General features: G+C 57.2%; 19 protein-coding genes. 14 read left to right on the forward strand and 5 right to left on the reverse strand.

Annotation, left to right across the window (positions count from 1 at the left end):
* The first annotated feature begins 534 nt into the window (after window positions 1-534).
* The 4 genes from GWR55_RS04030 to GWR55_RS04045 all read left to right on the forward strand — a co-directional run bounded on the left by GWR55_RS04030 (window position 535) and on the right by GWR55_RS04045 (window position 6,606).
* The gene (locus GWR55_RS04030) at window positions 535-909 is read left to right on the forward strand and encodes a hypothetical protein (protein WP_162401111.1); all 375 of its coding nucleotides are present in this window, start codon (window positions 535-537) and stop codon (window positions 907-909) included.
* Between the two features lie 149 nt (window positions 910-1,058).
* Complete coding sequence (locus GWR55_RS04035; RefSeq protein WP_162401112.1) at window positions 1,059-2,285, forward strand: TolC family protein; 1,227 nt, start codon at window positions 1,059-1,061, stop codon at window positions 2,283-2,285.
* Window positions 2,282-3,493 (forward strand): efflux RND transporter periplasmic adaptor subunit, encoded by a 1,212-nt coding sequence (locus tag GWR55_RS04040; protein WP_162401113.1) that lies wholly within the window; start codon window positions 2,282-2,284, stop codon window positions 3,491-3,493. Before GWR55_RS04035 ends, GWR55_RS04040 begins: the two co-directional genes overlap by 4 nt.
* Before the next feature lie 2 nt (window positions 3,494-3,495).
* Window positions 3,496-6,606: an efflux RND transporter permease subunit gene (locus tag GWR55_RS04045; RefSeq protein WP_162401114.1), complete on the forward strand. Its 3,111-nt coding sequence runs from the start codon at window positions 3,496-3,498 to the stop codon at window positions 6,604-6,606.
* Between the two features lie 385 nt (window positions 6,607-6,991).
* On the opposite strand, the gene GWR55_RS04050 is transcribed toward GWR55_RS04045, so the two are convergent.
* The 3 genes from GWR55_RS04050 to mutS are packed head-to-tail and all read right to left on the reverse strand — an operon-like array spanning window position 6,992 to window position 12,422.
* Window positions 6,992-8,563 carry an ABC transporter substrate-binding protein gene (locus tag GWR55_RS04050; RefSeq protein ID WP_238398633.1) on the reverse strand — a complete coding sequence of 524 codons (1,572 nt, stop codon included), beginning with the start codon at window positions 8,561-8,563 and terminating at the stop codon, window positions 6,992-6,994.
* A complete protein-coding gene (locus GWR55_RS04055) occupies window positions 8,560-9,750 on the reverse strand; it encodes an anhydro-N-acetylmuramic acid kinase (protein WP_162401115.1) in 1,191 nt (396 codons plus the stop codon). The genes GWR55_RS04050 and GWR55_RS04055 overlap by 4 nt, the downstream gene beginning before the upstream one ends.
* Complete coding sequence (mutS, locus tag GWR55_RS04060) at window positions 9,747-12,422, reverse strand: DNA mismatch repair protein MutS (protein ID WP_162401116.1); 2,676 nt, start codon at window positions 12,420-12,422, stop codon at window positions 9,747-9,749. The genes GWR55_RS04055 and mutS overlap by 4 nt, the downstream gene beginning before the upstream one ends.
* 81 nt (window positions 12,423-12,503) lie before the next feature.
* Here mutS and GWR55_RS04065 point away from each other — a divergent pair, with 81 nt between their 5' ends.
* The 9 genes from GWR55_RS04065 (at window position 12,504) to GWR55_RS04105 (ending at window position 23,550) form a co-directional block, all read left to right on the forward strand.
* On the forward strand, window positions 12,504-13,319 hold the full coding sequence (locus GWR55_RS04065) for an inner membrane protein YpjD (protein ID WP_162401117.1): 816 nt from the start codon (window positions 12,504-12,506) through the stop codon (window positions 13,317-13,319).
* Entirely contained in the window at window positions 13,316-14,566 is a 1,251-nt protein-coding gene (hemA, locus tag GWR55_RS04070; protein WP_162401118.1) for a glutamyl-tRNA reductase, read from the forward strand. The genes GWR55_RS04065 and hemA overlap by 4 nt, the downstream gene beginning before the upstream one ends.
* 140 nt (window positions 14,567-14,706) lie before the next feature.
* Complete coding sequence (locus tag GWR55_RS04075; RefSeq protein WP_162401119.1) at window positions 14,707-15,708, forward strand: FecR domain-containing protein; 1,002 nt, start codon at window positions 14,707-14,709, stop codon at window positions 15,706-15,708.
* Between the two features lie 101 nt (window positions 15,709-15,809).
* Window positions 15,810-16,763, forward strand: coding sequence for a hydroxymethylbilane synthase (hemC, locus tag GWR55_RS04080; protein WP_162401120.1), 954 nt, complete (start codon window positions 15,810-15,812; stop codon window positions 16,761-16,763).
* A 99-nt stretch (window positions 16,764-16,862) separates the two neighbouring features.
* A complete protein-coding gene (locus GWR55_RS04085; RefSeq protein ID WP_238398634.1) occupies window positions 16,863-19,286 on the forward strand; it encodes an Orn/Lys/Arg decarboxylase N-terminal domain-containing protein in 2,424 nt (807 codons plus the stop codon).
* A gap of 58 nt (window positions 19,287-19,344) precedes the next feature.
* Window positions 19,345-20,775 carry a CHASE3 domain-containing protein gene (locus GWR55_RS04090; protein WP_162401121.1) on the forward strand — a complete coding sequence of 477 codons (1,431 nt, stop codon included), beginning with the start codon at window positions 19,345-19,347 and terminating at the stop codon, window positions 20,773-20,775.
* Window positions 20,776-20,779: 4 nt separating this feature from the next.
* Complete coding sequence (locus GWR55_RS04095; protein ID WP_162401122.1) at window positions 20,780-21,205, forward strand: response regulator; 426 nt, start codon at window positions 20,780-20,782, stop codon at window positions 21,203-21,205.
* Complete coding sequence (locus GWR55_RS04100) at window positions 21,202-22,773, forward strand: hybrid sensor histidine kinase/response regulator (protein ID WP_238398635.1); 1,572 nt, start codon at window positions 21,202-21,204, stop codon at window positions 22,771-22,773. The genes GWR55_RS04095 and GWR55_RS04100 overlap by 4 nt, the downstream gene beginning before the upstream one ends.
* The gene (locus tag GWR55_RS04105; RefSeq protein WP_162401124.1) at window positions 22,774-23,550 is read left to right on the forward strand and encodes a uroporphyrinogen-III synthase; all 777 of its coding nucleotides are present in this window, start codon (window positions 22,774-22,776) and stop codon (window positions 23,548-23,550) included. It abuts the gene before it with no gap.
* 12 nt (window positions 23,551-23,562) lie between these two features.
* Here the strand turns inward: GWR55_RS04105 and nth are convergent, their stop codons facing one another.
* Entirely contained in the window at window positions 23,563-24,294 is a 732-nt protein-coding gene (nth, locus tag GWR55_RS04110) for an endonuclease III (protein WP_162401125.1), read from the reverse strand.
* A 3-nt stretch (window positions 24,295-24,297) separates the two neighbouring features.
* Window positions 24,298-25,089, reverse strand: a complete 792-nt coding sequence (locus tag GWR55_RS04115; protein ID WP_162401126.1) for a chlorite dismutase family protein — start codon at window positions 25,087-25,089, stop codon at window positions 24,298-24,300.
* 184 nt (window positions 25,090-25,273) lie between these two features.
* Here GWR55_RS04115 and GWR55_RS04120 point away from each other — a divergent pair, with 184 nt between their 5' ends.
* On the forward strand, window positions 25,274-25,912 hold the full coding sequence (locus tag GWR55_RS04120; RefSeq protein ID WP_162401127.1) for a DedA family protein: 639 nt from the start codon (window positions 25,274-25,276) through the stop codon (window positions 25,910-25,912).
* The last annotated feature ends 206 nt before the right edge of the window (window positions 25,913-26,118 follow it).

Here is a 26,118-nt window from a genome sequence, read left to right on the forward strand (position 1 = left end):
GCTAGTGAACTGTTGGTTCAGTAGGTAGCCCGAGTACTGAATGGAGTTCGATGCGTGCCGCATCGAGATCGCGTTGAAAACGTGGAGTAGCCATCATATAACCAAAGACCAAATAGGCCGTGCGACAGCTTGCTTCGATCTCACTATGAAGAGGAACATCGCAGGCCATCCTTTGAAAGGCGTAGTCGTTCGCACGGACAAGGATCGCGTCCTTCTTCTCGGGAGTAGCTGAATAAATGTGAGCGCTTCGAGGTAGTCGGTGAATAAATGTCCACTCGGATGGGAATTGGGACGGGTGTCAGTTTGCAGATCGGGTGCAGGGTTGCGTCAACCTGAAACGGGCGTGGTTGTGCGAAAGCTGCTTTGATCTCGATCCCGACGAAGCTTCAGCAATCTGCCTTCAGTTGAGTTTCCGTGCCCCCTCTAACCGCTTCGATGTGGTGCGGTACATGCCGAGCATATCGAAAGTAATTTATTTTTCCGTTGCGCGAATGCAATTGGGGCTTCGCGGGGAGAGGTATGTAAGATAATCATGTGCGGTCCCTTGTCTCCATGCTGACGACCCTCATGCTGGCGCTCACATTTATGCAAGCGCCATTCGAGCATTTCCACGAGCACGAGGAGAACAACCACCATCCGCACACGGGAATTCTGCATCTCCATCTTCTCCATCACCATCTGGCGAGTTCAAAGGCTATAGTCGCCGGTATCGACCCGGACGACGATGCCGTGTTTCAGAACTCCTATGTTGCTGTATCACGCGACGTGAGCATTCCAATCTTTCTCACGATCAGCGTCTACGACTTACCTCCTATCAAGACTTCGAAGCCCTATATTGATCGTGCGATCTCGGGCGGTCACGATCCTCCACTGAGACTCCGTACTGCCCCGCGCGCCCCTCCTGTATAGTCCTGCCTCGCTGCCGCACGCGGTGCACAGGTTGCAATACCTGTGCCCACTTCGAGGAACGAAATCGCCGTACGTTTCTGAAGCATCCGTGGTGCCCGACCTTTCTTCCGTCATCCTGAACGGATTCAGCGAACTTCACGCAGGTCTTCATGAAACGATTCCTATGGTTCTATCTGCTTGCAGGTATCTTCCTGCATGCGCAAGTCTGTCAGGCACAGAGAAAGCTACCGCTGCTGGAGGCGGTCAACTATGCTCTCGCGCACCGGCCGGAACTCCGCGCCGCGAACGCCAGAGTCACTGCGTCGAATGACCTGCGGAAGCAGGCCGGGGCGATCCCAAATCCGCGTTTCCTCTTCCGCAAGGAAGACCTACGCACGCAGACCTCTGCCTTCGGAGAGAACTCCCAGACCTATTGGGAAGGGAACCAGCTCCTCGAGGTTTCGGGAAAGCGCGGCGGACGTATCGATGTTGCGAAGACGGGAGCAGAGCGAAGCCGGTTGCAGGCCGAGCTTGCTCGCCGCGAGATTGCTCTTGCCGTCCGCCAGGCCTATTGGACGGCTAAGGCCACTCAGGTCCTCGCCGATCTTTACGAGCAAGATGGGAAATACTTCGGTGAAGTGATTGCCTATCATGAGACTCGATTCCGTGAGGGCAAGATCGCCGAAGTGGACCTTCTTCGCGTTCGGTTGCAGGGGCAGCAGATACGGGCCGCGGCGGCCAACGCAAAGCTCGATTCTGAGAAGGCGCAGCTCATCTTGGCCCGCGAGATGAATGCGCCCGTTGAGAACCGATGGGACCTTTCAGACGACTTAACCAATCTGGAGGAGCCACTGCCGGTTCCGTCTGGTTCCGATCCGGCGGCATTGCGGACCGACGGGCAGATTGCTAAGGACGCCGTCGCGCAGGCGCAGGCGCAAGTGAAGCTAGAGAGAGCAAATGGCCGGCCTGACTTACTCTTTACCGGAGGCTACAAGCGTGACGTCGATATCGACTCTCCGATTGCAGGCGTGCAGTTCGACCTTCCGCTGTTCAATCGCAACCGGGCGGCGGTCTCGGCGGCAAAGGCGGAAACGGATGCCGCACAGGCCTCCTACGAGGCTACGCATAATCAGATCCACGCTGAAACTGCACTTGCCAGGCGCGAGTACGAACTTCGTCGCGACCAGTTTCTGAACACCTTTCGACCACTGAAAGATCAGGCAGTCGAGATATCCGATATCAGCCGAGCAGCCTATCAGGCTGGGGGCCTTGATCTCGTCCGGCTTCTCGACGCGGAACGGGCTCGGGTGGAAGCGGAACTGAGCTATGTGCGAGCCCTCGAAAGCTATCACCTCAGCGTGGTCGAGCTGAACTACACGGAAGGAATGGATCAATGAAGACAATCAAACAGACCGCGTGGGTATTGATCTTTCTGGGATGTGTTCTGCTCACTGGATGTCGCAACGCGCAGAAGGCTCCTTCGGAAGAAGGCAACGAGGCCAAAAGCCCGCAAGTCACCGATCAGATCACGTTGACTTCGCAGGCACAGACGGAGCAGCACGTCGCTATCGCTCCGGTAGAATCGGGAACTTCGGTTTCGCCTTACCGAGCCAAGGGCCGCATCGCGCTTCCCGACAATGCAACATGGCGTGTCGGTGTTCTTGTCGAGGGCAGGGTGGAAAAGGTCTATGCCAATCTTGGCGATGCCGTTCGAAAAGGCGAAGTGCTGGCGCATCTACACAGCCATGACGTGCATGAAGTCAAGGCGGCCTATGCGAACGCTCTCGCCGAGCGGTCTCGCCTGCAAGCTGCAGAGGCTCTGGCTCAGAAGAACTACGACCGAAGTCAGCGGCTCTACGCACTCAAAGCGGAATCCGTTAGCCAGGTAGAGATCGCAAAGCAGGAGTTGGTCAACGCTCAGAGCGCAACCCGAGAAGCGGAGAATTCCGTGATGCGGGAACAGACGCATTTGGAAGAGACTCTTGGTATATCAGCCGACACTCATGTCCACACCTCGGATGACGCTGACCTCATCCCGATCGTTGCTCCGGCAAATGGCCGCATCCTGCAAAAGAATGTTTCGCCCGGAGCTACGATCTCTCCTTCGACAGATGCTTTCATCATTGGAGACCTGAGTCATCTCTGGATGCTGGCATCCATTGATGCGGCGACACTGGCTCAGTTACGAGTTGGCCAGCACGCAACCGTCAGCATCCCCGATGTGCCCGGTGCGACCTATTCGGGCGAGATTGAGAATCTCGGCCAGGAGTTCGATCCCACGACCCGGCTCATTCAGGTACGCATCGCTATTTCCCGTCCTGACAACCGTCTCCGGCCCGAAATGCTGGCGAATGCCGAGTTCTCCCTGGGAACGGGAAAGCCAAAGCTACTGGTTCCACAGGAAGCCGTTCAGCAGATCAACGGACAAGATGTGGTCTTCGTCCAGGTTGCTGCGGATCGCTTCCGTGCCCAGCCCGTGACACTGAGTGAGATCGTTGAAGGCAAGGCTCGCATCCTGCAAGGGCTGAACGCCGGCGACAGAGTCATCACCCACGGAAGCTTCATCGCCAAATCCGAACTCCTCAAGAGCACGATCGGAGACTGAGCATGTTGAATCGAATTGTCGACGCTGCCCTCTCCGCACGATGGATCGTGCTGATGTTGGTGCTGGCCTTGGTCGGAGCAGGAATCTACGCAGTATACACGTTGCCGCTCGAAGCCTTTCCCGACCTCACCAACAACCAGATCACCATCGTGACCGATGCCCCATCCATGCCTCCGACCGAGGTTGAGCAGTTAGTGACGTATCCCATCGAGCAGGCCATGATGGGCATGCCCAAACAGGAGGAAGTGCGCTCGCTCTCGAAGCTGGGACTATCGATCGTTACTGTGGTCTTCGATGACTCAGTCTCGATGTACTTCGGACGCCAGATGATCAACGAACGTCTGCAACAAGCCGCGGATCAGCTGCCGAAGGGAGCTCAGCCAAGGCTGGGTCTCCCCGCAACCGCGTTTGGAGAGATCTTTCAGTACACCTTGGATGGCCCGTCCTCGACGATGCACCTCAAGGATATTCAAGAGTGGCAGATTAAGCGGCAGCTTCGGACCGTACCAGGAGTGAGCGAAATCAACAACTGGGGTGGCGAGGTCAAGCAGTATCAGATCATCGTCGATCCAGCTTTACTGAGCCAGTACGGACTGACCCTGCATGACGTTTCGCAGCGCATCGCCGAGAACAACACCAACTTTGGCGGCGGTTACATCGAACACAATGAGGAGCAATACACGTTACGCGGCGAGGGGAGAGCAAAAAGCATTGACGATTTGCGGAACATCGTTGTGCTGTCGAGCCGCGGCGTTCCGGTAACGCTCGGGGATGTCGCCAAGGTGCAGATCGGAGCTGCACCCAGGAACGGCGCTGTCCTGCGGAACGGCGAGACCGTCTCCGGTATGGTCATCATGCTGAAGGGTGAAAACGGCAAGCGGGTCATCGAGCTCGTGAAACAGAAGATTGAAGGGATGCGCCTACCAGATGGAGTAAAGATCGTTCCGTTCTATGACCAATCGACGATCATCGACAGGACCATCGCTACGGTGAAGAAGAACCTCTTTGAAGGTTTCCTCCTCGTCACGGTCATTCTCTTTCTGTTCCTCCGTAACATCCGCGCGGCGCTTATCACTGCCTCGATCATTCCGCTGTCGATGCTTATCAGCTTCATTAATATGAGGCTGTTTGGTTTCAGCGCTAATCTCATGAGCCTGGGTGCAATCGACTTCGGCATGATCGTGGATGGTGCTGTGGTCATGATGGAGAACTCCATCCATCGCCTTGAAGAGCATCACGAAAACGAATCCGGTCTCGATTCGGTGCGGATTGCCGCCCATGAGATGGCTCGGCCCATGGCCTTTGGTGTCATCATCATCATCGGGGTTTACCTCCCCATTTTTTTCTTACAGGGTCTCGAAGGCCGCATGTTCCATCCGATGGCTTTCACCGTATGCTCAGCACTTTTCGGTGCGTTGCTCTTGGCGCTTGTTGGAATCCCCGTCTTCGCCTCATTCGCATTTGCGAAGGGCTTGCCCGCCCGAAGGGCAGGACCGAACCGGGACTGGCTCGACAGGCTCGCAGATCGATACCAAGACTGGCTGGCGACTGTAATTCGCCATCGCAGGATTACGGCTGGCATTTCGCTTGTGATCCTTGCTGTTGCCCTTGGCTCTCTCCAATTCATCGGGACAGAGTTTATGCCGCGGCTTGATGAAGGATCGATCCTCGTGGAGACAAGAAAACTCCCCGGTATCTCACTGACAGATTCGGTTGAGGTCAGCAAACGAATTGAGCAAAAGCTGCGTGCTTTCCCTGAGGTTGCAGATGTCGTGATCAAGATCGGGCGGCCCGACTTCGCTACCGAGGCAATGGGCATCCATGAGGGCGATACGTACCTCTTGCTCAAACCGATGAATCAATGGCATCGCTTTCACACCAAAGGTGAGTTGATCGAAGCTTTGGACAGGGAACTGGGAACCGTTCCAGGACTTGCCTACAACTTCACTCAACCGATGGCCATGCGTGTCGATGAAACCGTCTCCGGCGTAAAGGCAGATCTCGCTATCAAGATTTTCGGGGATGATCTCGGCCAACTGGATTCGCTTGCCCAACAGGTACTCCGGGCGACCGCTCGGGTTCGGGGGGCTGCGGACCCGCAGATTCAGCTTACGTCCGGCGTGCCTGATCTCACAGTGCAGGTCGATCATGCCGCGCTCGCCCGGTACGGTCTCAATGTTACGGATGTGGAACAGGCGGTCGCAGCGGGCGCTTCCGGCTCGGTGATCTCGCTGTTCATCGAGGGCCAGAAGCGCTACGATATTGCGTTGCGTCTGCCGGAGTCTTATCGGGCCAATCCCCAAGCCATGCAAGCCATTGTTCTCCGCTCCTCCGATGGCGCTCAAGTGAAGTTGAGCCAGGTCGCACAGGTACGCGTGGTGCGCGCAGCGATTGAGATCGACCGCGAAGAGGGACAGCGCAGAGCTGTCGTTATGTCCAACGTCGGAGGACGCGATCTTGGTTCGTTCGTGAAAGAGGTGGAAGCGAACATCGCCCGTGACGTAAAGCTGCCGGTTGGCTACACCATCGAATACGGCGGCCAGTTCGCGAATCAGGAACGAGCTACTAAACGCCTGATGCTCATCATCCCGATCGTGGTCTTCCTGATCTACATCCTGCTTTATTTCACTTTCAAGTCCTTCAAACAAGCATTACTTGTTGTGGGCAATATTCCTTTTGCCATGGTCGGAGGTATTGCGGCCTTGTGGCTTCGCGGCATGAACCTGAATCTCTCGGCATCCGTTGGATTCATCGCGCTCTTCGGTGTCGCGATGCTGAACGGCGTGGTCTTAGTGAGTGCTATTAACCATGCCCGTAAGGAGGGGCAGTCCACATTCAAAGCGGTTTTCACGGGAGCGCGACGCCGACTCCGGCCCGTACTCATGACGGCCTGCGTTGCAAGCTTTGGCTTCTTCCCGATGGCGTTCTCCACCTCAATGGGGTCAGAGGTACAGCGGCCACTGGCGACTGTTGTTATTGGCGGTCTCGTGACCTCGACCCTGCTCACACTGATGTTGTTGCCGGTGCTGTATGAGTGGATCTTCGAGAAGGACTCCGGAACGACAGGTCAAGCATCTCTAAAGGCGGATCGAGTCACACAATCCCCAACTTAACGAGGGAGGGGGCGAGAATGGCAGATATCAGAGATCTGCGCATCGGCATCTTCTCGCCTAGTTGTCCGCCGTACTCTTCGGTGCAAGCATGCCGTTCGCCAAGCTCTTGCTGAATAATGCATCACCCTTGATGATGGCTGGCCTGCTCTATCTTGGCGCTGGCATCGATCTCCTATTGCCTCACCTTTCGCGCCCTATGTTCCATTTGTCAGAATCTGAAGCTCCGTTGCGGTGCTCTGATCTGCCGTGGCTGGCGCTGGTTATCCTCACGGGCGGCGGCCTGGGATCTCTCTTACACCCGGCAGAACCGCCTATTGGAAGACTTCTCCGGATGGCTATGAGGCAACCAAGATTCCGTTTACAAAGAAGAAGAAAGCGCGAGCACTCAGTTGCCGTGAACCGTGATCGAGCGCAGATAATCGAACGTTCCTGAACCTTCCGGCTTCACGCCATCAATGCGCGTCGAATGGAGGACCTCGTTGTTCGGATACCAGAGCGGGATGCCTGGAAGATCCTCGGCCAGAATCTTCTGGACCTCGACGTACTCCGCGCGCCGCTTCTTCTGGTCCGTCTCCTTGGCCGCAGCTGCAAGCAGGGAATCGACCCGAGGATTGGAGTAGCGTCCCCGGTTTGCTCCCTTCGGTGGAAATGCGCCTGAGCTATAGGTGTAACGGAAGATGTCTGGATCCTCATTCGAACCGATCCACCGAAGTGCATACATCTGAAAGGCGCCGCGGGTCACGTCCGCATAAAAAGTCCCGAACTCCGCCGCACGAATATCGAGCTGAATGCCCGCTGCCCGGAGCTGCTGCTGCAGCACAATCGCCATCAGGCGCGTCGCTTCATCGGTCGAGGTTTTCAGGGTGATATGAAGCCGAATCCCGCCGGGACCGGGGTGAAAGCCTGCCTCATCCAGCAGCCTCTCGGCCCTCTTTACATCATGCGGATACTGCGCCAACTCTGCCGGCTCTGCCGCAGCCCAGTGTCCGGCGGGAAGCAGCGTATCGGCGAGCTTCGCCTGTCCGCGCCAGATAGCATCCACAATAGCCTGCCGGTCCATCGCGCAGGCTATTGCCTGACGGACGCGACGGTCGCGCAGGACCGGATCGTTCACGTTGAAGTTGGTGTAGATGACCACTGAGCTGGGTCCCGACTCGATTTTTACGTTGGAAGCACTCTCAAGCGCATGGACCATGTCCAGAGTGAGCACATTGCTTGCAAGATCCGCGGAACCCTTCCGCAGCTCGAGCGCGCTGGTAATCGCATCAGGAACGACGGTAAAGCGAACACCGTCGATCTTCGGAGCGCCGGCCCAGTAGTCGGGATTCCGTGCAACGATCACCTCTTTGTCCTGTACGGCGCTGACGAATTTGAACGGGCCGGAGCCGATTGGGTGCAGGCCAAAGTCACGGCCCGATCCCCGAGGAACAACTCCGAACAGTCCGTCGCTCATATTGAAGAGCAACCCGGCGTCAGGATGCTTGAGATGCAGAACCAGCGTCAGCCGGTCAGGGACATCGATGCGGGCGACCGAGGAGAGGGAGCCTCCCTTGGCCGTAACCAGAGTTCCGTCGATCATGCTGCGTATCGTCCAGGCGACGTCCTCTGCTTCAAGCGGGCGGCCATCGTGAAAATGAACACCGTCGCGCAGGTGAAGAATCAGCGTCAGAGGATCGGGCTGCTCCCAGTGTGTCGCCAGCCAGGGACGTAGATTGTAGTGCTCGTCCTTCTTCACCAGAGCATCGAAGATCACTCCTCCGACGCGTTCTGACTGCGCATCCGTGCCCTGACGGAGATCGAGGTTGTTCGGGCTGCTCTCGATAATCATCACGACGGTGCGTGGATTCGCTGGCCTCCTGCCGCAGCTCGTCAGACTGGCCAGCAGGAGGAAGCTGGCGGCTCCTGTACACCATCGCCGTCGCGTAGAAGCACGAAGCCAGCCGCCAAAAAATGTCATGCCCTGGTCACCTTGCCAAGGATGACGGGCCGGGCGGCTCCAGTAGCAGTGGGGACGTTGCCGGGAAGATTGTTCCAGGTGAGCCATGCAAGCAGCGCGAAGGCCACGGCCTCCTTGGCCTGCGTCGGAACTCCGAGATCGTCGGTGGAGCGCACGCGCACTCCCATCGGCTCCAGACCTTCGCGGAGCATCTGCATCAGAGTGGAGTTTCTGGCGCCGCCCCCAGCGACGACATATTCAATGCTCTTCGCCATAGGGGCCTTCTGTCCCAGATGCGGCCAGACAAATTTACGGTAGGCGTTAAGGATCGACTCTGCAGTAAGCGCAGTCGTGGTCGCAATGACGTCTTCCTTGCGGGCTTTGGATCGATGACAGAGATCGAGGAGGCGATTCAGAAAAGCCTCGCCGAATTGCTCCCGCCCGCAGCTCTTCGGAGGAGGCGCTGCATAGTACGGATCGCGAAGCAGTTGTTCGATGACTGACCTCAGAATGCGTCCACGTCTGGCGACTGCACCATTGCGGTCGAAGGATTTCTGGAAGAGACGCCTCATGCAGCCGTCGATCACGATATTGGAAGGGCCGGAATCGAATGCAAGAACATCTTCGAACGAGGCTCCTGCCGGCATTGCGGTCATGTTCGCAATGCCGCCGAGATTCTGAAGGATGCGGCTGACTTTCTCTGACCGAAAGAGAACGTAATCGAGCATCGGCACCAGTGGAGCCCCCTGTCCCTGCGCTGCAAGATCGGCGGGGCGAAAGTCACTGACCACAGGTGTTCGCAGTTTTTCGGCGATGACTGATGCCTCGCCAATCTGCCATGTGCATCGCGTCGGGCGACCCAGATACTTTGAAGCCACGCCCTGGTGATAGATCGTCTGCCCATGGCTTCCGATGAGATCGAGCTTCAGGCCATGTTCTTGTGCAGTTACCTCTACCGCCTCGGCATAGATCTCTCCCAATCGCCAGTGCAGTCGCGACATCTCGGCGACAGAGATGGATTTCGCATCCATGGCTGCTAGAACTGCGCTTCGGACTGCTTTGGGGTATCGAAACTCCCGTGCTCCGATCAGTTTGATATGCGGTGTGTCTGAGTTGGAGAGACGAATACGGCAGAGAGCAACGTCGACGCCATCGGCAGAGGTACCACTCATAATGCCGGCAACAATCATCTCTTTCGGGTTGGTCATCCCTTCAACTCCCTTTGCAGATCAGCCAGGAGATTGAGAGCCTCTCGCGGTGTAAGGCCATCGACGTCCACTTCAGCCAGGCGGTCGACGATGCGCTGCGAGAGCGGCGTAAACATCGTCATCTGGAGAGAGGGAGCGTGACTTGAGACTGCTTCGCGGACCTGCTGGCTTTCTGCGCGCTCGTGCAGCTTCAGCACTTCGCGGGCGCGCGCAATGACTGCAGATGGGATTCCGGCCAGTCGCGCAACCTCAATGCCGTAGCTCTTGCTTGCAGGGCCGGCTTCGACCGAATGAAGAAAGACGATTCCTGCGGCCGTCTCCTTCACGGTGACGCGCAGGTTCCGCAGCCGCTCGAGTTTGTCGGCCAGCAACGTCAGCTCGTGATAGTGGGTGGCGAACAGGGTTCGTGCGCCGATCCGATCGTGCAGGTGTTCGACCGTGGCCCAGGCGAGGGAGAGGCCATCGTAAGTGGCTGTACCCCGGCCCATCTCGTCCAGCAGGACAAGAGATCGATTCGTCGCTGAGTTAAGAATCGCCGCCGTCTCAGTCATCTCAACCATGAAGGTCGAGCGTCCCCGTGCGACGTTGTCGCTGGCTCCGATACGGGTGTAGATGCGATCGACCAGTCCCAGTCGCATGTGTTCGGCGGGGACGAAGCTGCCGCACTGCGCCATGATGACCAGCAGAGCCGCCTGGCGGAGATACGTGCTTTTCCCTCCCATATTGGGTCCGGTGATCAATAGGATCGACGGGCCGCTGTCGGCATCAAGATGAACCGAATTGGGAACGAATCTTCCGGCCCCGGATTCTTCCAGGCGACGCTCGACGACCGGATGACGCGCTGCGACGAACTCCAGCGGCCCTGTCTCATGGACGACAGGTCGAGTCCAGCCGCGCAGAGCGGAGAGATGAGCAAAGCAGGTGAGCAAGTCGACCTCGGCGACGCGTCGCGCTGTCTCGCGAATTCTGGCTGCGGCATCCAGAATCTGGCGGCGGACTTCAGCGAAGATTCTGCGCTCGATCTCGCTCGATCGTTCCTGTGCCGTCAGAATCTTTGTTTCGTACTCCTTCAGCTCAGGGGTTGTGAATCGCTCCGCGTTGACGAGCGTTTGCTTGCGCTCGTAGTCCGACGGGACAGCCTTCGCATTGGCCTTCGTGACTTCGATGTAGTAGCCGAAGACGTTGTTGAACCTCACCTTGAGCGAAGCGATGCCGGTACGTTGGCGCTCCCGCTCTTCAATGGCAGCCAATGCCTGCCGTCCGCTGCGGCTCAATTCCCGCAGTTCGTCCAGTTCGGCATTCACGCCTTCACGGATGATGCCGCCATCGGAAAGCGACACGGGAGGGTCGTCCGTAATGGTCCGGGTGACAAGATCATGCAGGTCGGCCAGCGTGTCGAAGCCGAATGTAAGGTCAGCCCAGCGTGCGGCATGAAGCTGGCCGATGGCTGCCGAAAGGCCGGGCAGACAGCGAAGCGTAGCGGCCAGGGCCATCACCTCGCGCGGACCAGCTGAGTCAAGTGCTACTCGACCCAGCAGGCGCTCAAGATCGAGAAGACCGTTCATCGCCTGGCGGATGTCTTCACGACGACGAAGATCAGTGGTGGCTTCGGCGACCGCGTCCAGACGCTCTTCGATCTCGTGGAGGTTCGAGGAAGGTCGAAGGAGCGTAGCGCGCAGGAGACGCTTGCCCATGGGGGTACAGCAGGCATCCAGCGTGTAAAAAAGAGTTGTCTGCTGGCTCTCTCCTGAGAACAGGGGTTCGACCAGTTCGAGATTGCGGACGCTGACGGCGTCGAGCTCGAGGCAGGAAGAGCGTTCATAGAACCGGAGACCGTTTACGTGCTCCAGATCGCCCTGCTTGGTGGCCCGCATGTAATGTAGCAGGGCGCCTGCGGCGATTGCGGCGGTCTCGTGACCATGAAGACCCAGACCATCGAGCGAGTGGACCCGGAAATGACTGCGCAGAAGGGGAAGCGCATGATCCGGGGTGTAGGCCCATGATTCCAGGGCCGTCTTCGTCCTGATGGTATCGAGCGCGGCGGAGCCCTCCTCGACGGACTCGCCAGCGAGATTGACGCTGCCCAGCAGGCCGGAGCCGTACAGCAGCTCTACCGGGCGCACTCTCCCCAGCTCATCGGTCGCCTGCAGCCATGCCGTTAGACCGGAAAACTCCGTGGTTCGGAATTCGCCGGTTGAGAGATCCAGCAGAGCCACGCCGCAGGTCTGGTGGTCGCTTGCACCCTCGAGGACGATACTCGCGAGATAGTTGCTTTGTTCGGCGCTCAACGACGGGTCAAGAGCTGTTCCGGGGGTCAGGACGCGGGTTACTTCGCGACGAACGACCCCCTTGGCCTGCTTTGGGTCCTCCATCTGTTCGCAGATGGCGACCCGGAACCCTTTTCGCAGCAACCGCTGGAGGTAGCTCTCGGCGGCGTGGTAGGGAACTCCGCACATGGGGACGCTCTTTGCCTTGTCGCGTGCAGTGAGGGTCAGTTGCAGTTCGCGCGAAGCGACCACAGCGTCTTCGTAGAAGAGTTCGTAGAAGTCACCCATCCGAAAAAAGAGCAGGGTATCGGGATGGGCTTCCTTGGCGGCCCTGTACTGCCGCATCGCCGGAGAGAGGGCGGCAGAATCGGTGCTCAAAATACTGGCTGACGTTTCCTGTGACATTCCGCGAATGGTCAGGATAACGCACGGAGACGGCTGGACCTTTCCACACCCGGTATACTGAAGATTCGGCGAAAGGAATTCATGTCTCTCCTGTGGCTCAGAGTTGCGGTCTTTCTGTACGGCGTTGCCGCGCTCACTGTTCTTCCCGCGGCCCTCTATGACCGCACTCGATGGAACAAGATAGCCATTCCAGCAGCTCTCTCCGGGCTCCTCTTTCACTTCGTCTCCCTGATCGAGATGCTGAATGCGGCCCACCACCGGCTTCCGGTAGATACGCATGAGACGCAGGCTTTGCTTGGACTGTTACTGGCGGGGGCCTTCCTTCTGGTCTACTGGCGCTTCAAGACAGTTTCGCTGGGCGTATTTGTTCTGCCGCTAGCCTTTCTTCTGTGTCTGGTGCCAGCATTCCGGCCGGGACAGGAGTCCGTGCCATTTCCACAGTTCAATACGGTCTGGATCTTCCTGCATATTGCCCTTCTGCTGGCAGCCTACGCGTCCCTCCTGCTTTCTCTGCTGGCCTCGGTCCTTTACCTGATCCAGGAACGAAACCTGAAGTCGAAACACGCCATGGCAGGAATATCGTGGTTGCCACCACTCGAGACAACCGATCAGATTGCCCTTCGCTCGCTGCTGTTTGGGCTGCCCTGCATGACCGCTGGTCTGCTTATCGGACTGCTGATCGCACAGCAGACGATGGGGCCGTCCTATCTGCTTGATCCCAAGGTACTGCTCTCCTTTGCGATGTGGATCGCCTACATCGCCATGATCTACATCCGCAAGCACGCAGGTCTCCGGGGCCGGAGGGCGATCTACCTCTCCGGTTTTGTCTTCCTCGTGGTGCTCGCCGTCTGGTCGGCCAATCAATTCTCGGTCGTCCACAGGTTTACGACCCCATGAGCCGAAATCGACATCTCGTACTCGTGGGGGTCAACCATACGACCGCGCCGATTGAGATTCGCGAGCGGCTGGCGATTCCAGCCGGATGCCTGGCAGAGGCGACCAGAACACTGATTCACCAGCCGGGAATTCGCGAGGGCATTATCCTTTCCACCTGTAATCGCGTAGAACTGCTGACCTTACAGGAGGGCGAAGCGACCCGGGGCGACAGCCTCCTGGAATTCCTGCAGGAGTATTTCGCGCTGCCTCCCTCATCCATTACCCCTCACCTGTATGAGTACCGGGAAGGAGAGGCGGTGCGGCACTTATTTCGCGTGGCGAGCTCGCTCGATTCCATGGTCGTAGGTGAGCCGCAGATCCTGGGGCAGGTGAAGGAGTCGTATACCGTTGCGCGGGAGGTGGGCGCGGTCAATGGGTCGCTCGATAGCCTGCTGCAGCGGGCCTTTACCGTGGCGAAGAAGGTTCGTTCCGAGACTCAGATCGGCTCAAGCTCCGTCTCGATTGCGTCAGTTGCGGTAGACCTGGCACGTAAGATCTTCGGTTCGCTAGAAGGCAAGACGGTGCTGCTGGTGGGGGCAGGGAAGATGTCCGAGCTTGCCGCGCGCCACCTGATTCAACAGGGGGCAAAGCGTATCCTCGTTGCCAACCGCACCCTGGAACGCGCCGAAAAGATCGCAGCGCAGTTTGAGGGTGCGGTGATCCCATTTGAGGACCTCTACGCGCAGACGCCACGGGCCGACATCGTCATCACCTCCACCGGCGCTCCGCAGAAGATCTTCAGCAAATCGCATGGCCAGCAGTTCCTGCAGAGCCGCAGGAACCGGCCCATGTTTTTCATCGATATCGCAGTACCGCGCGATGTCGACCCGCGGATGAACGAGGTCGAGGGCTGCTTCATCTATGACATCGACGATCTCCAGCAGGTCGCCGTCGCAAATCTGGCTGACCGTGGTCGTGAGGCCGCTGCCGCCGAATCGATCATCAGCCAGGAAGTAGAGAAATATCAGCAGAGGGTACAGTCCAGGGGGGCGGCTCCGGCGATTGTTGCGCTGCAACAGAACGCTGAGGCGATTCGCGAAGCGGAACTGGCCCGGGCGTCGAAGCGATTAGCCTCGCTTACGCAGGAGCAGCGGGAGGCCGTCGAGGCACTGACCAGATCGCTGACCGCAAAGCTGCTCCATCCGCAGATGGAGGCGCTTCGCGAATCGGCCCGCAGCTCTCAGGCTGGCCATCCTGAAGAATCCTGATTTGCGTCAACGGGTAGATCGGTTTAACCCGGACAGAAAAAGAATGTTGCGTTCCAGAGTTTAGCTATCTCACTGCAGATCAACAGTTTGGAATGTATCGTTTTTCTCGGTTCAGCGTCTAATTCTCTGAGGTTTAAAAAATGCCAAGGTTGAAAGCATTTCTTCTCTTCCTGGCGACTCTGAGCGCATTTTCGTACGGGCAGAATGCGAGTCCAGCCAGCCCAGGAACTCTGAATTACGTCGAGGGACAGGCCACGCTCAATGGCCAACAACTCTCTTCCCAGTCTGTAGGCAATACCGTAGTTGCAAAGGATGAGTCAATCTCAACAGAGCAGGGGAAGATAGAGGTCCTGCTTACACCGGGAGTGTTTCTAAGGCTGGGGGCTGATACTACAGTGGAGATGGTATCTCCCGACCTCACGCGGACCGAAGTAAGGGTGATGCGGGGGCGCGCCAATGTGGAAGTCGATGAACTGCACGATGAGAATCTGCTACTTGTGGATCTGCCGAACGGCCAGGCCCACCTGACCAAGAAGGGCCTGTACGCATTCGATGCCAGCAACTCCTCGGTCAGGGTCTTCGATGGCGAGGCGCGTGTGTTTCCCGGTGCCAATCTGAATACCGACGTCAAGCCGGTTAAGGTGAAGGGCGGCCGGCAGATCGTCCTGAATGGCGAACCGGTTAAACCGGCGAAGTTCGACAAGGACAGTGCGAAAGACGATCTATACAAGTGGAGCAGTCTCAGATCCCAGTATCTGGGCGAGGCAAACGAAAAGCTTGCAGCGGCCTATGCGGACAGCCCTAACTTCTACCCCGGATGGTATTGGGCAGGTGGGCCGTTTGGTTATACCTGGCTTCCGGGAAACGGACTTTTCTGGAGCCCCTTCGGTTATGGCTTCTACTCCCCCTACTACATAGGCGGCGGAGGCTTTATCTATGGTGGCTATGGCCGAGGCTTCTACTATCCGGGGCATCGCGGCTATGGCTACTACGGAAGACGGCCATATGCAGGTGGCTACCCGCGCGGAAGAATCGGCGTACATCCTCCGATCGGATCACACGGTGGAGTCGGAGGCTTCCATGGCGGAGCCGGAGGGATGCGTGGGGGAGGAGGCTTCCACGGCGGTGGCCACGGTCGTTGATTTCTTCATGAAGGAGGAGCAGGGGAGGTGAGCGCGTTGTCGCTCACCTCTTCGTGTTCGTGCCACATTTTCATCGCAAAATCACTTATTCTGAGTAGGTCATGTTCGCCCCCATTCGCATAGGTTCTCGTGGCTCTCAGCTTGCGCTCTGGCAGGCCAATTATGTGCTTACAGCACTTCGGGATGCGGGCTATGCCGCTGAGATCGAGGTCATACGCACGACGGGCGACCGCATGCAGTCGCCGGGTTTTGTTCTTCCGGCAGGGCTGGATGGTAAGGGAATTTTTACAAAAGAGATCGAGGAGGCACTCGCGGGGGGACGCATCGACCTTGCTGTCCACTCTCTCAAGGATCTTCCGACACAACTGGAGTCTCGATTTGCTCTGACGGCGATTCCAAAGCGTGCCGACGCGAGAGATGTGTGGGTCTGCGAACCTTACTGGGCGCTCCATACACTTCCTCTCGGAGGTCGAATCGGAACGACCAGCCCACGTCGTAAGGCCCAGCTGCTGGCACTGCGGCCGGATGTAGGGTTTGTAGATGTGCGGGGCAACATCGATACCAGACTGAAGAAGCTGGCGGCAGGCGAGTGCGATGCGCTTGTGTTGGCGGCGGCGGGTTTGGACCGCCTTGGCCGCACAGAATGGGCGCATCAACGTTTTTCGCCCGATGAGCTTTGTCCTGCTCCCGGACAGGGCGCTCTTGCTATCGAGACGCGAAGCGCGTCGCATCCCCTGGACGAGGCTCGCGACCTGTTTGTCCGTCAGGCAGTCTCTGCGCTCGATCATCCCGAGACCCGTTTTTGTGTTGAGACCGAACGCGTGGCCCTGGAGGCGCTTGGCGGCGGATGCTCCATCCCTATCGGCGTGCATTGCGTACCGGAGGTTGATCGCTGGCGCATCTTCGCGCAGGTGGTAGCCCTCGATGGGGAGTCCATGGTGGCTCTTGATCTCGAAGTGCCCTCTTCTTCCGATGCAGAAACGCTTGGAGAGATGGTTGCCAATGAACTGAAAGCGCGTGGGGCAATGGAAATCCTTTCGACTTCCGTCCAATAGACGTGGTGGACGAATCTCCGGCTCATCGCCGGGCCGGGGATTCACATATTTGTGCTTGAAATCGCTATAGACTGCTTAATTGTTATTTGAGGTTGCGAGGTGGAATTGAACGAAGGCCGTTGGGTATTGCTGATTGCGAGTGAAGTGGGTGGAACGGATTCAGTCTCGGACCGGGCGATGGAACGTCTGGTTGAGGCCATCCGGGAGGAAGGTTATCAGGTGATCCGTACCTCCACGCCAGAGGACGGCCTGTCGCTTGTGACCTCGGATCCATCGTATTCGGCAATCCTTCTGGACTGGGATCTTGAAGGTGAGAACCAGTTCGATGAGCGTGCGGCGCTTAAAATCCTTCGCGGTGTCCGCCATCGCAACAAGAAGATTCCTATCTTTCTGATTGCAGACCGTACCCTCGTCAGCGAACTTCCGCTTGAGGTAGTCAAGCAGGTCCACGAGTACATCCATCTATTTGGCGATACGCCTGCTTTCATTGCTAACCGTGTCGACTTCGCAGTAGAGCGCTATCATGAGCAGCTGCTGCCGCCCTACTTCCGTGAGTTGAAGAAGTACACCGATCAGGGTGCCTACTCCTGGGATGCCCCCGGCCACATGGGCGGAGTCGCTTATCTGAAGCATCCGGTCGGCATGGAGTTTCAGAGATTCTTCGGCGAGAATCTGCTCCGTTCCGATCTCGGTATCTCAACCGCGCAGCTTGGCTCTTGGCTCGATCACCTTGGGCCTCCAGGAGAGTCAGAGCGCAATGCTGCCCGCATCTTTGGCGCAGACTGGACGTTCTACGTCCTGGGAGGCTCCTCTACCTCGAATCAGATCATCGGACATGGTGTGATCGCTCAGGACGACATCGTTCTTGCCGACGCAAACTGCCACAAGTCCATCTGCCACTCGCTGACGGTGACAGGGGCGCGTCCTGTCTACATGAAGCCGACACGCAACGGCTACGGGATGATCGGCCTGGTGCCTCTGAAGCGGTTTAGTCCGGAGTTCGTCCGCGGTCTGATCGATCGCAGCCCCCTGACCAAGGGGGTTGAAAATCAGAGTCCCACCTATGCTGTTGTGACCAATTCGACCTATGACGGGCTTTGTTACGACGTCAACCGGGTAGTCGAGGAGCTTTCGAAGTCAGTTCCGCGGGTGCACTTTGATGAGGCGTGGTACGCCTATGCGAAGTTTCACAAGATCTATCGTGGGCGCTTTGCGATGGATGTTCCCGATGATGTGCCGGACAGGCCCACAATCTTCTCCGTGCAGTCGACTCACAAGATGCTGGCGGCGTTTTCAATGGGATCAATGGTTCACGTCAAGTTGAGTCCCCGCGCACCGCTGGACTTCGACCAGTTCAACGAATCGTTCATGATGCACGGAACTACCTCGCCGTTCTACCCACTCATCGCTTCGCTCGACGTTGCGGCGGCGATGATGGATGAACCTGCCGGCCCCACCCTGATGAACGAGACCATCCAGGACGCAATCAGCTTCCGCAAGGCAATGAGCTCGGTTGCCCATCGTCTGCGGGCTGCCGAGAATGGAGAGGGCTGGTTCTTCCGCCTCTTCCAGCCCGACCAGGTGACGGATCCTTCGACAGGGGAGAGGCACGTCTTTGAGGAAACTCCGGACGAGGTGCTGGGCGAGAAGTCCTCCTGCTGGACGCTTAAGCCGGGTGAGGACTGGCACGGCTTCCAGGATGAAGACATTGCAGATGGATACTGCATGCTGGACCCCACCAAGGTCACGATCCTGATGCCTGGCGTAAACGCCCAGGGGCAGGTGAGCGACTGGGGAATTCCGGCTGCAATTCTTACGGAGTTTCTGGACTCGCGTCGCGTCGAGATTGCGAGAACCGGAGACTACACGGTGTTGGTTCTGTTCTCAGTGGGTACGTCGAAAGGCAAATGGGGATCGCTGCTGGAAAACCTGTTTGAGTTCAAGCGGCTCTACGACAGTGAAGCTCCATTGGAGGAGGCTCTGCCGGAGCTGGTCGCGAAATACCCGCAACGGTATCGCAACTCCACCCTTAAGGAGCTTTCTGACGAGATGCACGCAGCGATGGTGGAGCTGAACCTTCCTAACCTGGTTGGTGAGGCTTGCGATGAGGATTTTGATCCGGTTCTGACGCCGGCACAGACGTATCAAAAGCTACTCCGTAATGAGACTGAGAAGATTCGCTTCACTCAGATGCATGGACGTATCGGCGCTGTCATGCTGGTTCCATACCCCCCGGGAATTCCCATGTGTATGCCTGGGGAGCGGTTAGGAGGTACGGATAGTCCTGTCATCCAGCTGATTTTGGCTACTGAAGAATTCGGCAAGCGGTTCCCCGGATTCGAGCGCGAGGTACATGGAATCGAAGTCGACGAACAGGGAAATTACTGGATGCGAGCCGTCATTGAAACTCCAGGGCAGAGACGTCCGGTCAACGGCAACGGTGGAGAGAAGGTGCATCCTCCGAGCGCTGCGCCTCCCATCAAAAAGGGGCGGCGCTCCACTCATCGCGGGAGTGAGGGATAGCTGGTAAAGTCCATGGTTCCAACCTGTTGAAGGGAATAGGCATCTTATGGGCACAGGGATGAACTCCAAACCTAGCCGCTTACTTATACCTGCCTTCCTTATCTTTGCCGCACTCGTGGTATCGCTGAACGCATGGCTGGGGTTCCGCGCCATCCAGTCGCTCCACGATAGCGAATTTGCGGTAGCTCGCACCTGGCAGGTGATCAATCAGGTGGAAAGCATCATGGGCTCCGCAAAGGACGCGGAGACTGGCAGCCGTGGCTTCCTCATTACTGGAGATGATCGCTATCTCGAGCCTTATAAAGCCGCCCGGCAGCAGCTCCCTGAGGAGTTGGATCGCTTTGCCGGCCTTACTGCAGACAGCTCATTTGATACACGTCAGCTTACGGAGTTGAAGGCGGTGCTGGAGCAGCGGCTCAACCTGCTGCAGCAGGGAATCGATCTTCGTCGGGGAGACGATCGTGAGACAATACAAGCCCTTGTCCTGAACGGAACCGGGAAGAATGAGATGGACCATCTTCGGCGCATTGCCGATGCGATTGAGTCCGAAGAGAGGCGGTTGCTGGCGATTCGAACGGAAGCGGCCGATCGTGATAACCGGAAGGCGCACTACATCATTGCTCTTGCCAGCGCTCTCGATCTTCTGTTTATCGCATTCCTGTTCCGTTACTTTGCAACAGAGCGAGCAATGCGTCTGGCCGCAGAGATTGACGCACAGAATCTTCTTTTAGCCCGGCAGGAGGCGGACAAAAGAACCGAAGAGGTTCGTGCACTCAATGAATCTCTGGAACAAAGAGTGCGCGAACGTACCCAGGAGCTGGAGGCCACAAACCGGGAGCTGGAAGCATTTAGCTACTCCGTCTCTCACGATCTGCGCGCTCCGCTGCGTACGATCGATGGGTTCTCCTTAGCTTTGCAGGAGGACTACCAGGACTTGGTGGATACAACCGGGCGCGATTACATCCATCGCGTTCGCAGCGGCGTTCAGCGCATGGGGCAGCTGATCGACGCGCTGCTGCAGCTGTCGCGCATTACGCGAGCGGAGATTACGCGCGAGCGCTTCAATATGAGTGAGCTGGCGAAGTCCGTCGCCTCTGTCTTGCAAGAGGAGAATCCGGAGCACAACGTGCAGTTCTTCATTGAGTCTGGCCTGGAGGCGGACGGAGACCCGCGTCTCATTCGGGTCGCATTGGAGAACTTCTTCGGAAATGCGGTGAAGTTCAGCTCCAAAAAGCCGGAGAGCATAATTGAGTTTGGCTGGCATCCGGAAAAGAAGGCCTATTTCATCCGGGATAATGGCGCTGGGTTTGACATGTTTTATGCCAATAGACTTTTTAACGCCTTCAATCGTCTCCATGGGGATAAGGACTTCCGAGGCTCCGGAATCGGGCTGGCAACGGTGGCCCGCATCATTCACCGACACCACGGCACGCTCTCAGGAGAGGGGGTAGTCGATCATGGCGCCACATTCTGGTTTACGTTAGGATAACGAGATGACTGAAGCGACTAAGCTGATTCTCCTGGTGGAAGATGACCCGGACCATGAGCTGCTTACGATTCGAGCCCTGAAGAAGTCGAACATAGCAAATGAAGTTCGTGTTGCCCGGGATGGTGAGGAAGCTCTCAAACTGCTCTTCAGCGAAGATGCGATCCTACCCCAGGTGATACTGCTGGATCTCAAGCTTCCGAAGATCGATGGTCTTGAGGTGTTGCGAAGGATTCGTGCCGGCGAGACGACAAAGTTTCTTCCAGTCGTAATCCTCACGTCGTCTGACGAAGAACGCGACGTAGTTCGCAGTTACCAGCTTGGCGTTAACAGCTATATCCGCAAGCCGGTAAACTTCTCCGATTTTGCAGAGGCCACCCGGCAACTTGGAATGTATTGGCTGGTACTCAACGAATGTGCCCCGCAGGTGTGACCTCAAATCGACTTCGAGTTCTGCTGGTTGAGGATGTTCCCGACGACGCATTTCTCTTGGAACGGCATCTGCGCCGCCATGGCTATTCACTTGAGTTGACACGGGTCGAAACTGCGTCTGAGATGCAGCGGCAGCTCGAGCAGTCTTCTCCGCCCGATGTAATTCTCGCGGACTACAACCTACCCAGTTTCAGCGGGCCGGCTGCACTTAAGCTGCTGCATTCCACCAAGCTCGATATTCCTTTCATCATGTTCTCCGGTGCGGTTTCTGAGGAGACTGCCGTCGATGCAATGCGGTCCGGAGCGCATGACTATGTCTCGAAACAGAATCTGGCGCGTCTCATCCCCGCAATTGAACGCGAACGCAATGAAGCCGTTACACGCAAAAATCGTCTTGCTGCAGAGCAGGCACTCAAGGCCAGTGAGGCCCGTTTTCAATCCCTTGTGGAAGCGCTGCCGCTGGGATTTCTGATCAGCGATTCTTCGGGGAAGATCATCTACACGAACGCAGCCATAGAACGCCTCCTGGGATACTCAGGCGACGATCTTCTTTCCGGGGCGGTAACTCTCTTCGATATCTCTCCTCTTCTTGCCGAGCGTTTGAACGATCTGATCTCCTCTGCCTCCAGCTTGGAGCCCTTTGAGGCCGGCTGCGTAAAAGCGGACGGTCATTCGGTCGACACTCTGATCGGGATGTCGTTTCTCGACTCTGAAGCTGCTGAGGTCCGCAGACAGATCGCTATCTTTCTCGCCGACCTCTCCCTCCAGAAGAAGAGCGAGGAGCTCATTCGTCGCACGGAAAAGCTGGCCGTCGCCGGAAGATTTGCCGCGTCGATCTCCCATGAGATCAACAATCCTTTAGAGGCAGTTACCAACTGCCTGTATCTGGTAGCGCAAGCCAACCTTCCCAGTGATGCCCGGCATTACCTGGAAATGGCCCAGAAGGAGCTGGATCGCGTCTCCCAGATCACCGTTCAGACCCTGAGATTTTATCGGGCTTCGACACGGCCCAGCCGCATCGACTTTGATGAATTGATTGAAGCTGTTGTAACGCTGTTAGATTCTCGCCTTCGACAGATGGAGATTGCGGTGATCCGTGATCTGAGAGTCGATGTTCCCGTCCTGGGCCATGATGGTGAGTTGCGCCAGGTTGTCGCCAATCTGGTGAGCAATGCCATTGATGCCGTGCAGCCCGGAGGCCGGATCCTTCTGCGAAGCCGGTCCAGCACGGAATGGACTTCTGGGCGCTCAGGAGTTGTACTGACGATTGCGGACAATGGAATGGGAATGGATGCTGATACGCGTGAGCGCATCTTCGAGCCGTTCTTTTCTACGAAGGACATTACAGGAACCGGCCTCGGGCTCTGGATTTCGCGCGAAATCGTGATGAAGCATCGTGGCAGTATACGGGTCCGTTCCCGTCGCAGATCTTCCAATGGCCGGGCTGGAACCATCTTTCGGATCTTTCTCCCTCTCATGGACGAGACGGTTTCGCTGCAGGAGTTGCACAAGCCGGTGGAGGGCCTGCCAGTTCTTCCTGATCGAGAGACCGTAGCGAAGGTGTCCTGAATGCCCTGCGAGAGCCTTTCGCTTGCGAACCGGCGTGTCATGGTTACGAGGACAAAGGCGGGTTCCTCTGAACTCTCGGAGCATCTTCGCTCCGCAGGAGCTTCCGTCGAGATCGTTCCAACCATTGAGATCATCCCTCCGGTTTCTTATGGTCCTCTCGATGATGCTCTGGCAAAGCTGGACACATTCGACTGGCTCGTCTTCACGAGCGCGAATGCCGTCGATGTCTTTGCGGCCCGCCGCCCCGCCGCCATCTCCCCAGGAAATGTGGCGGTTATTGGCCCATCCACGGGGCGAGCAATCGAGAGGCTCGGCATATCCGTTACGCTTCAGCCAGCCAGATATGTTGCAGAAGATCTCGCTGAATCTTTGGCGCCCCTGGTCTCAGGCCGTCAGGTACTTCTGATCCGGGCTGCGGTGGCGCGCGATGTCCTACCGCAGGCACTCGAAGATGCCGGAGCGATCCTCACGGTTGTTGAAGCATATCGAAATCGTGTTCCGACAAGCTCTGTTTCGCTCATACGGAAGATGTTCGCTTCTGCAGGGCAGGCTCCCGATGTGATTACCTTTACGAGTGCCTCGACTGCTCGGAACCTGATGGACCTGCTGGACAGGGCAGGGGTGCAACTCCCCAGCGGCATCCTGCTGGCCTCCATCGGTCCCATCACTTCGCGCGTAATGGTCGAATTGGGCCTCAAACCGGACATTGAAGCCGGAGAAGCCACCCTCTCTGCGTTGGCTGAGGCAATCTGTCACTACTTCAGAACAGCCGTGTAGTCCGAGCCTCTATCAATCCGTCCCCGCATGAGAGGTCCAGGTTTTATCAGAAGAGAAGCAAAGTTTCTCCAGCGTACAGTCGATGCAGCGGGGCTTCCTTGCGATGCAGACCTGCCTTCCGTGATGGATCAGTTCGTGGGAGAAGCTGATCCAGTGATCCTGCGGGATGATCTTCATCAAATCGCGCTCGATCTTGTCCGGCGAAGTGTGCTTTGTAAGCTCCAGGCGCCGCGAAAGACGCATCACGTGAGTGTCGACCACAACGCCGTCCGCGATTCCGTACCACGATCCGAGAACGACATTGGCTGTCTTCCGCGCAACTCCGGGCAGGCGAAGGATCTCGTCCATGGTTTTGGGGATTTCGCCGCCAAATTGCTCAACGACGATACGCGCAGCTCCCTGAATCGATTTCGCTTTGTTTCTGAAGAAGCCTGTGGAGCGAATCAACTCTTCGATCTCCGGCAATGAAGCCTTTGCCATTGCTTTCGGGGTAGGGAAGGCGCGAAAGAGAGCTGGTGTGACCAGATTGACTCGCACGTCCGTACACTGCGCCGAAAGAATCGTAGCTACTGTCAGCTCCCACGCATTGCGATGATTCAGAGCACAGACTGCGTTGGGATAGGTCCGCTCCAGAATCGCGAGAATGGACGCGATCCGCTCCGGCGCAATCGGATCGCGTCTTTTTCGTGCGTTTTTTTGTGGCTGTTTTGCAGCCTCTTTGTTCTTTGATCTGGCAACCGCCATCGTTTATCCCAGACGATCCAGCATCTCGACTGGCGAGAGACGGACACAGCTGAAGATGGGAGTGTCCTGCAGGGTATACATGCTGATCTCCGTCTCACGCAACTGCTGCACCAGATCAAGAAAGTCTTCCGGAAAGTTAGTCTCAAAGGCGACCACGAACTCCTGATCGTCGAGCCCAAAGGAGTAAGTGGTGTTCAGCTTTACACGCGGATAGCTGAGCCCGATCCGGATGTGCTCATCCATCAGGCGCTTCCGCTCATCGGCGGGAAGCAGATACCAGGGGCGGGTCTTCCAGAACGGATAGATGAAGATGTATTTCTGTCCGCCGGGGCGAATGGCTCCACGGCCTTCTCCCTCACTCTCGTCCGGCCGGTCAATCTGGTATTGAGAGCGCTTTGTCATCGCGAGAAAGTTGTGCGGAGCGGTCAGGTAACCTCCGAGCGGAGTCGAGAGCAGTTCGCTGCGCATGCGATTCAGTTCATCAACCGCATAACCGATCGACCATATACACATATCCACGTCGCCGCGGGTGCCAACGGTGGAGTAGGTCATCGACAGAAACTCGCCGGGACGATTCCACTTCTCCAGCACCTCGGCAAAGGCAGCCTTGTGCCGGGCACGTTCCTCTGCCGGAAGCCTCTTCCACTCAGGCATCACCTTGTAAAAGCTGAAGCAGACGATCTGCCGCTTTATAGGACCCTTCGAGGGATCGTGCGCTTTCGCACTGTAGCTGCTCGCCGGCCTTGCGGGGGCGGAAACGGTCTCGGCACCAACGGAAGCGACTGTATCGGACATGAGGCGATTCTCCTGAGGCGTGGGCCTTCTCCAGAACCCGGCCTCTGCGCCGGGAATTTCTTGGAAGGCGGATCACCTTCTATGGTAAAGCACTTGAAATTCCAAGTCATTTTGGCGCGTCTACGTCGGTTATAAGGCCTTAAAAGCATCAGAATTTCGTCTTGACCCGATATACTGCGACTGCATGTCCGAAAAACTCATCACTCTGGTAGCCGGCTTCATCATCTCGGTTATCTCTGCTGGCGGATATATCGGTGTCGCTCTCCTCATGGGCATCGAGTCCGCGTGTATTCCGCTCCCTTCAGAGATCATCATGCCATTTGCCGGCTACCTGGTTCATACAGGTCAGTTGAAGCTGGTTTGGGTCGCCACGGCTGGCGCCATCGGATGCAATCTCGGCTCGATCCCAGCCTATTGGTTGGGCGCTTGGGGAGGACGTCCAGCCGTTGAACGATTTGGACGATTTGTTCTATTGAGTCGCCACGATCTGGACCGTACGGAGCAATTCTTTCACCGGTTCGGTGGAATCACCGTTCTGGTCGCACGCCTCCTTCCCGTCGTAAGAACCTTCATCGCGCTACCTGCCGGAATCGCTCGGATGCCTCAGGTGCGTTTCCACCTCTACACCTTCATCGGATCCTGGCCCTGGTGCTATGTGCTGGCGTATGTCGGCATGAAGCTTGGTGATCGCTGGGAATCCGATCCGCGCTTCAAGGAGATCTTCCACCGCTTTCATCTCGGCGTGGAACTGGTTCTGGTTGCAGGCATCGTATGGTTCGTGTGGACGCACTGGCGCAACCGCATGCAGGCCGAAGAGGTATAGCTTCCTTCCGATATCCGTACTTCGATTTGCTTCTCTGAAGCAATTTTCCAATCGATAGTTTGCGTTCGTTATTGCCATCCTGGCTGTCGCAATTCTGCCTATAGGCCTTGAGAATTGCGGCAGCCTTTCAGCATGAATTTTTGCGTTACCGCTAAAGTCTCGTTAGCGTTTACGCCTGTAAAATCGGGCACTTTGGTTGCGTTGCT

The organism is Edaphobacter sp. 12200R-103, from assembly GCF_010093025.1.
Taxonomy (GTDB): Bacteria; Acidobacteriota; Terriglobia; order Terriglobales; family Acidobacteriaceae; genus Edaphobacter.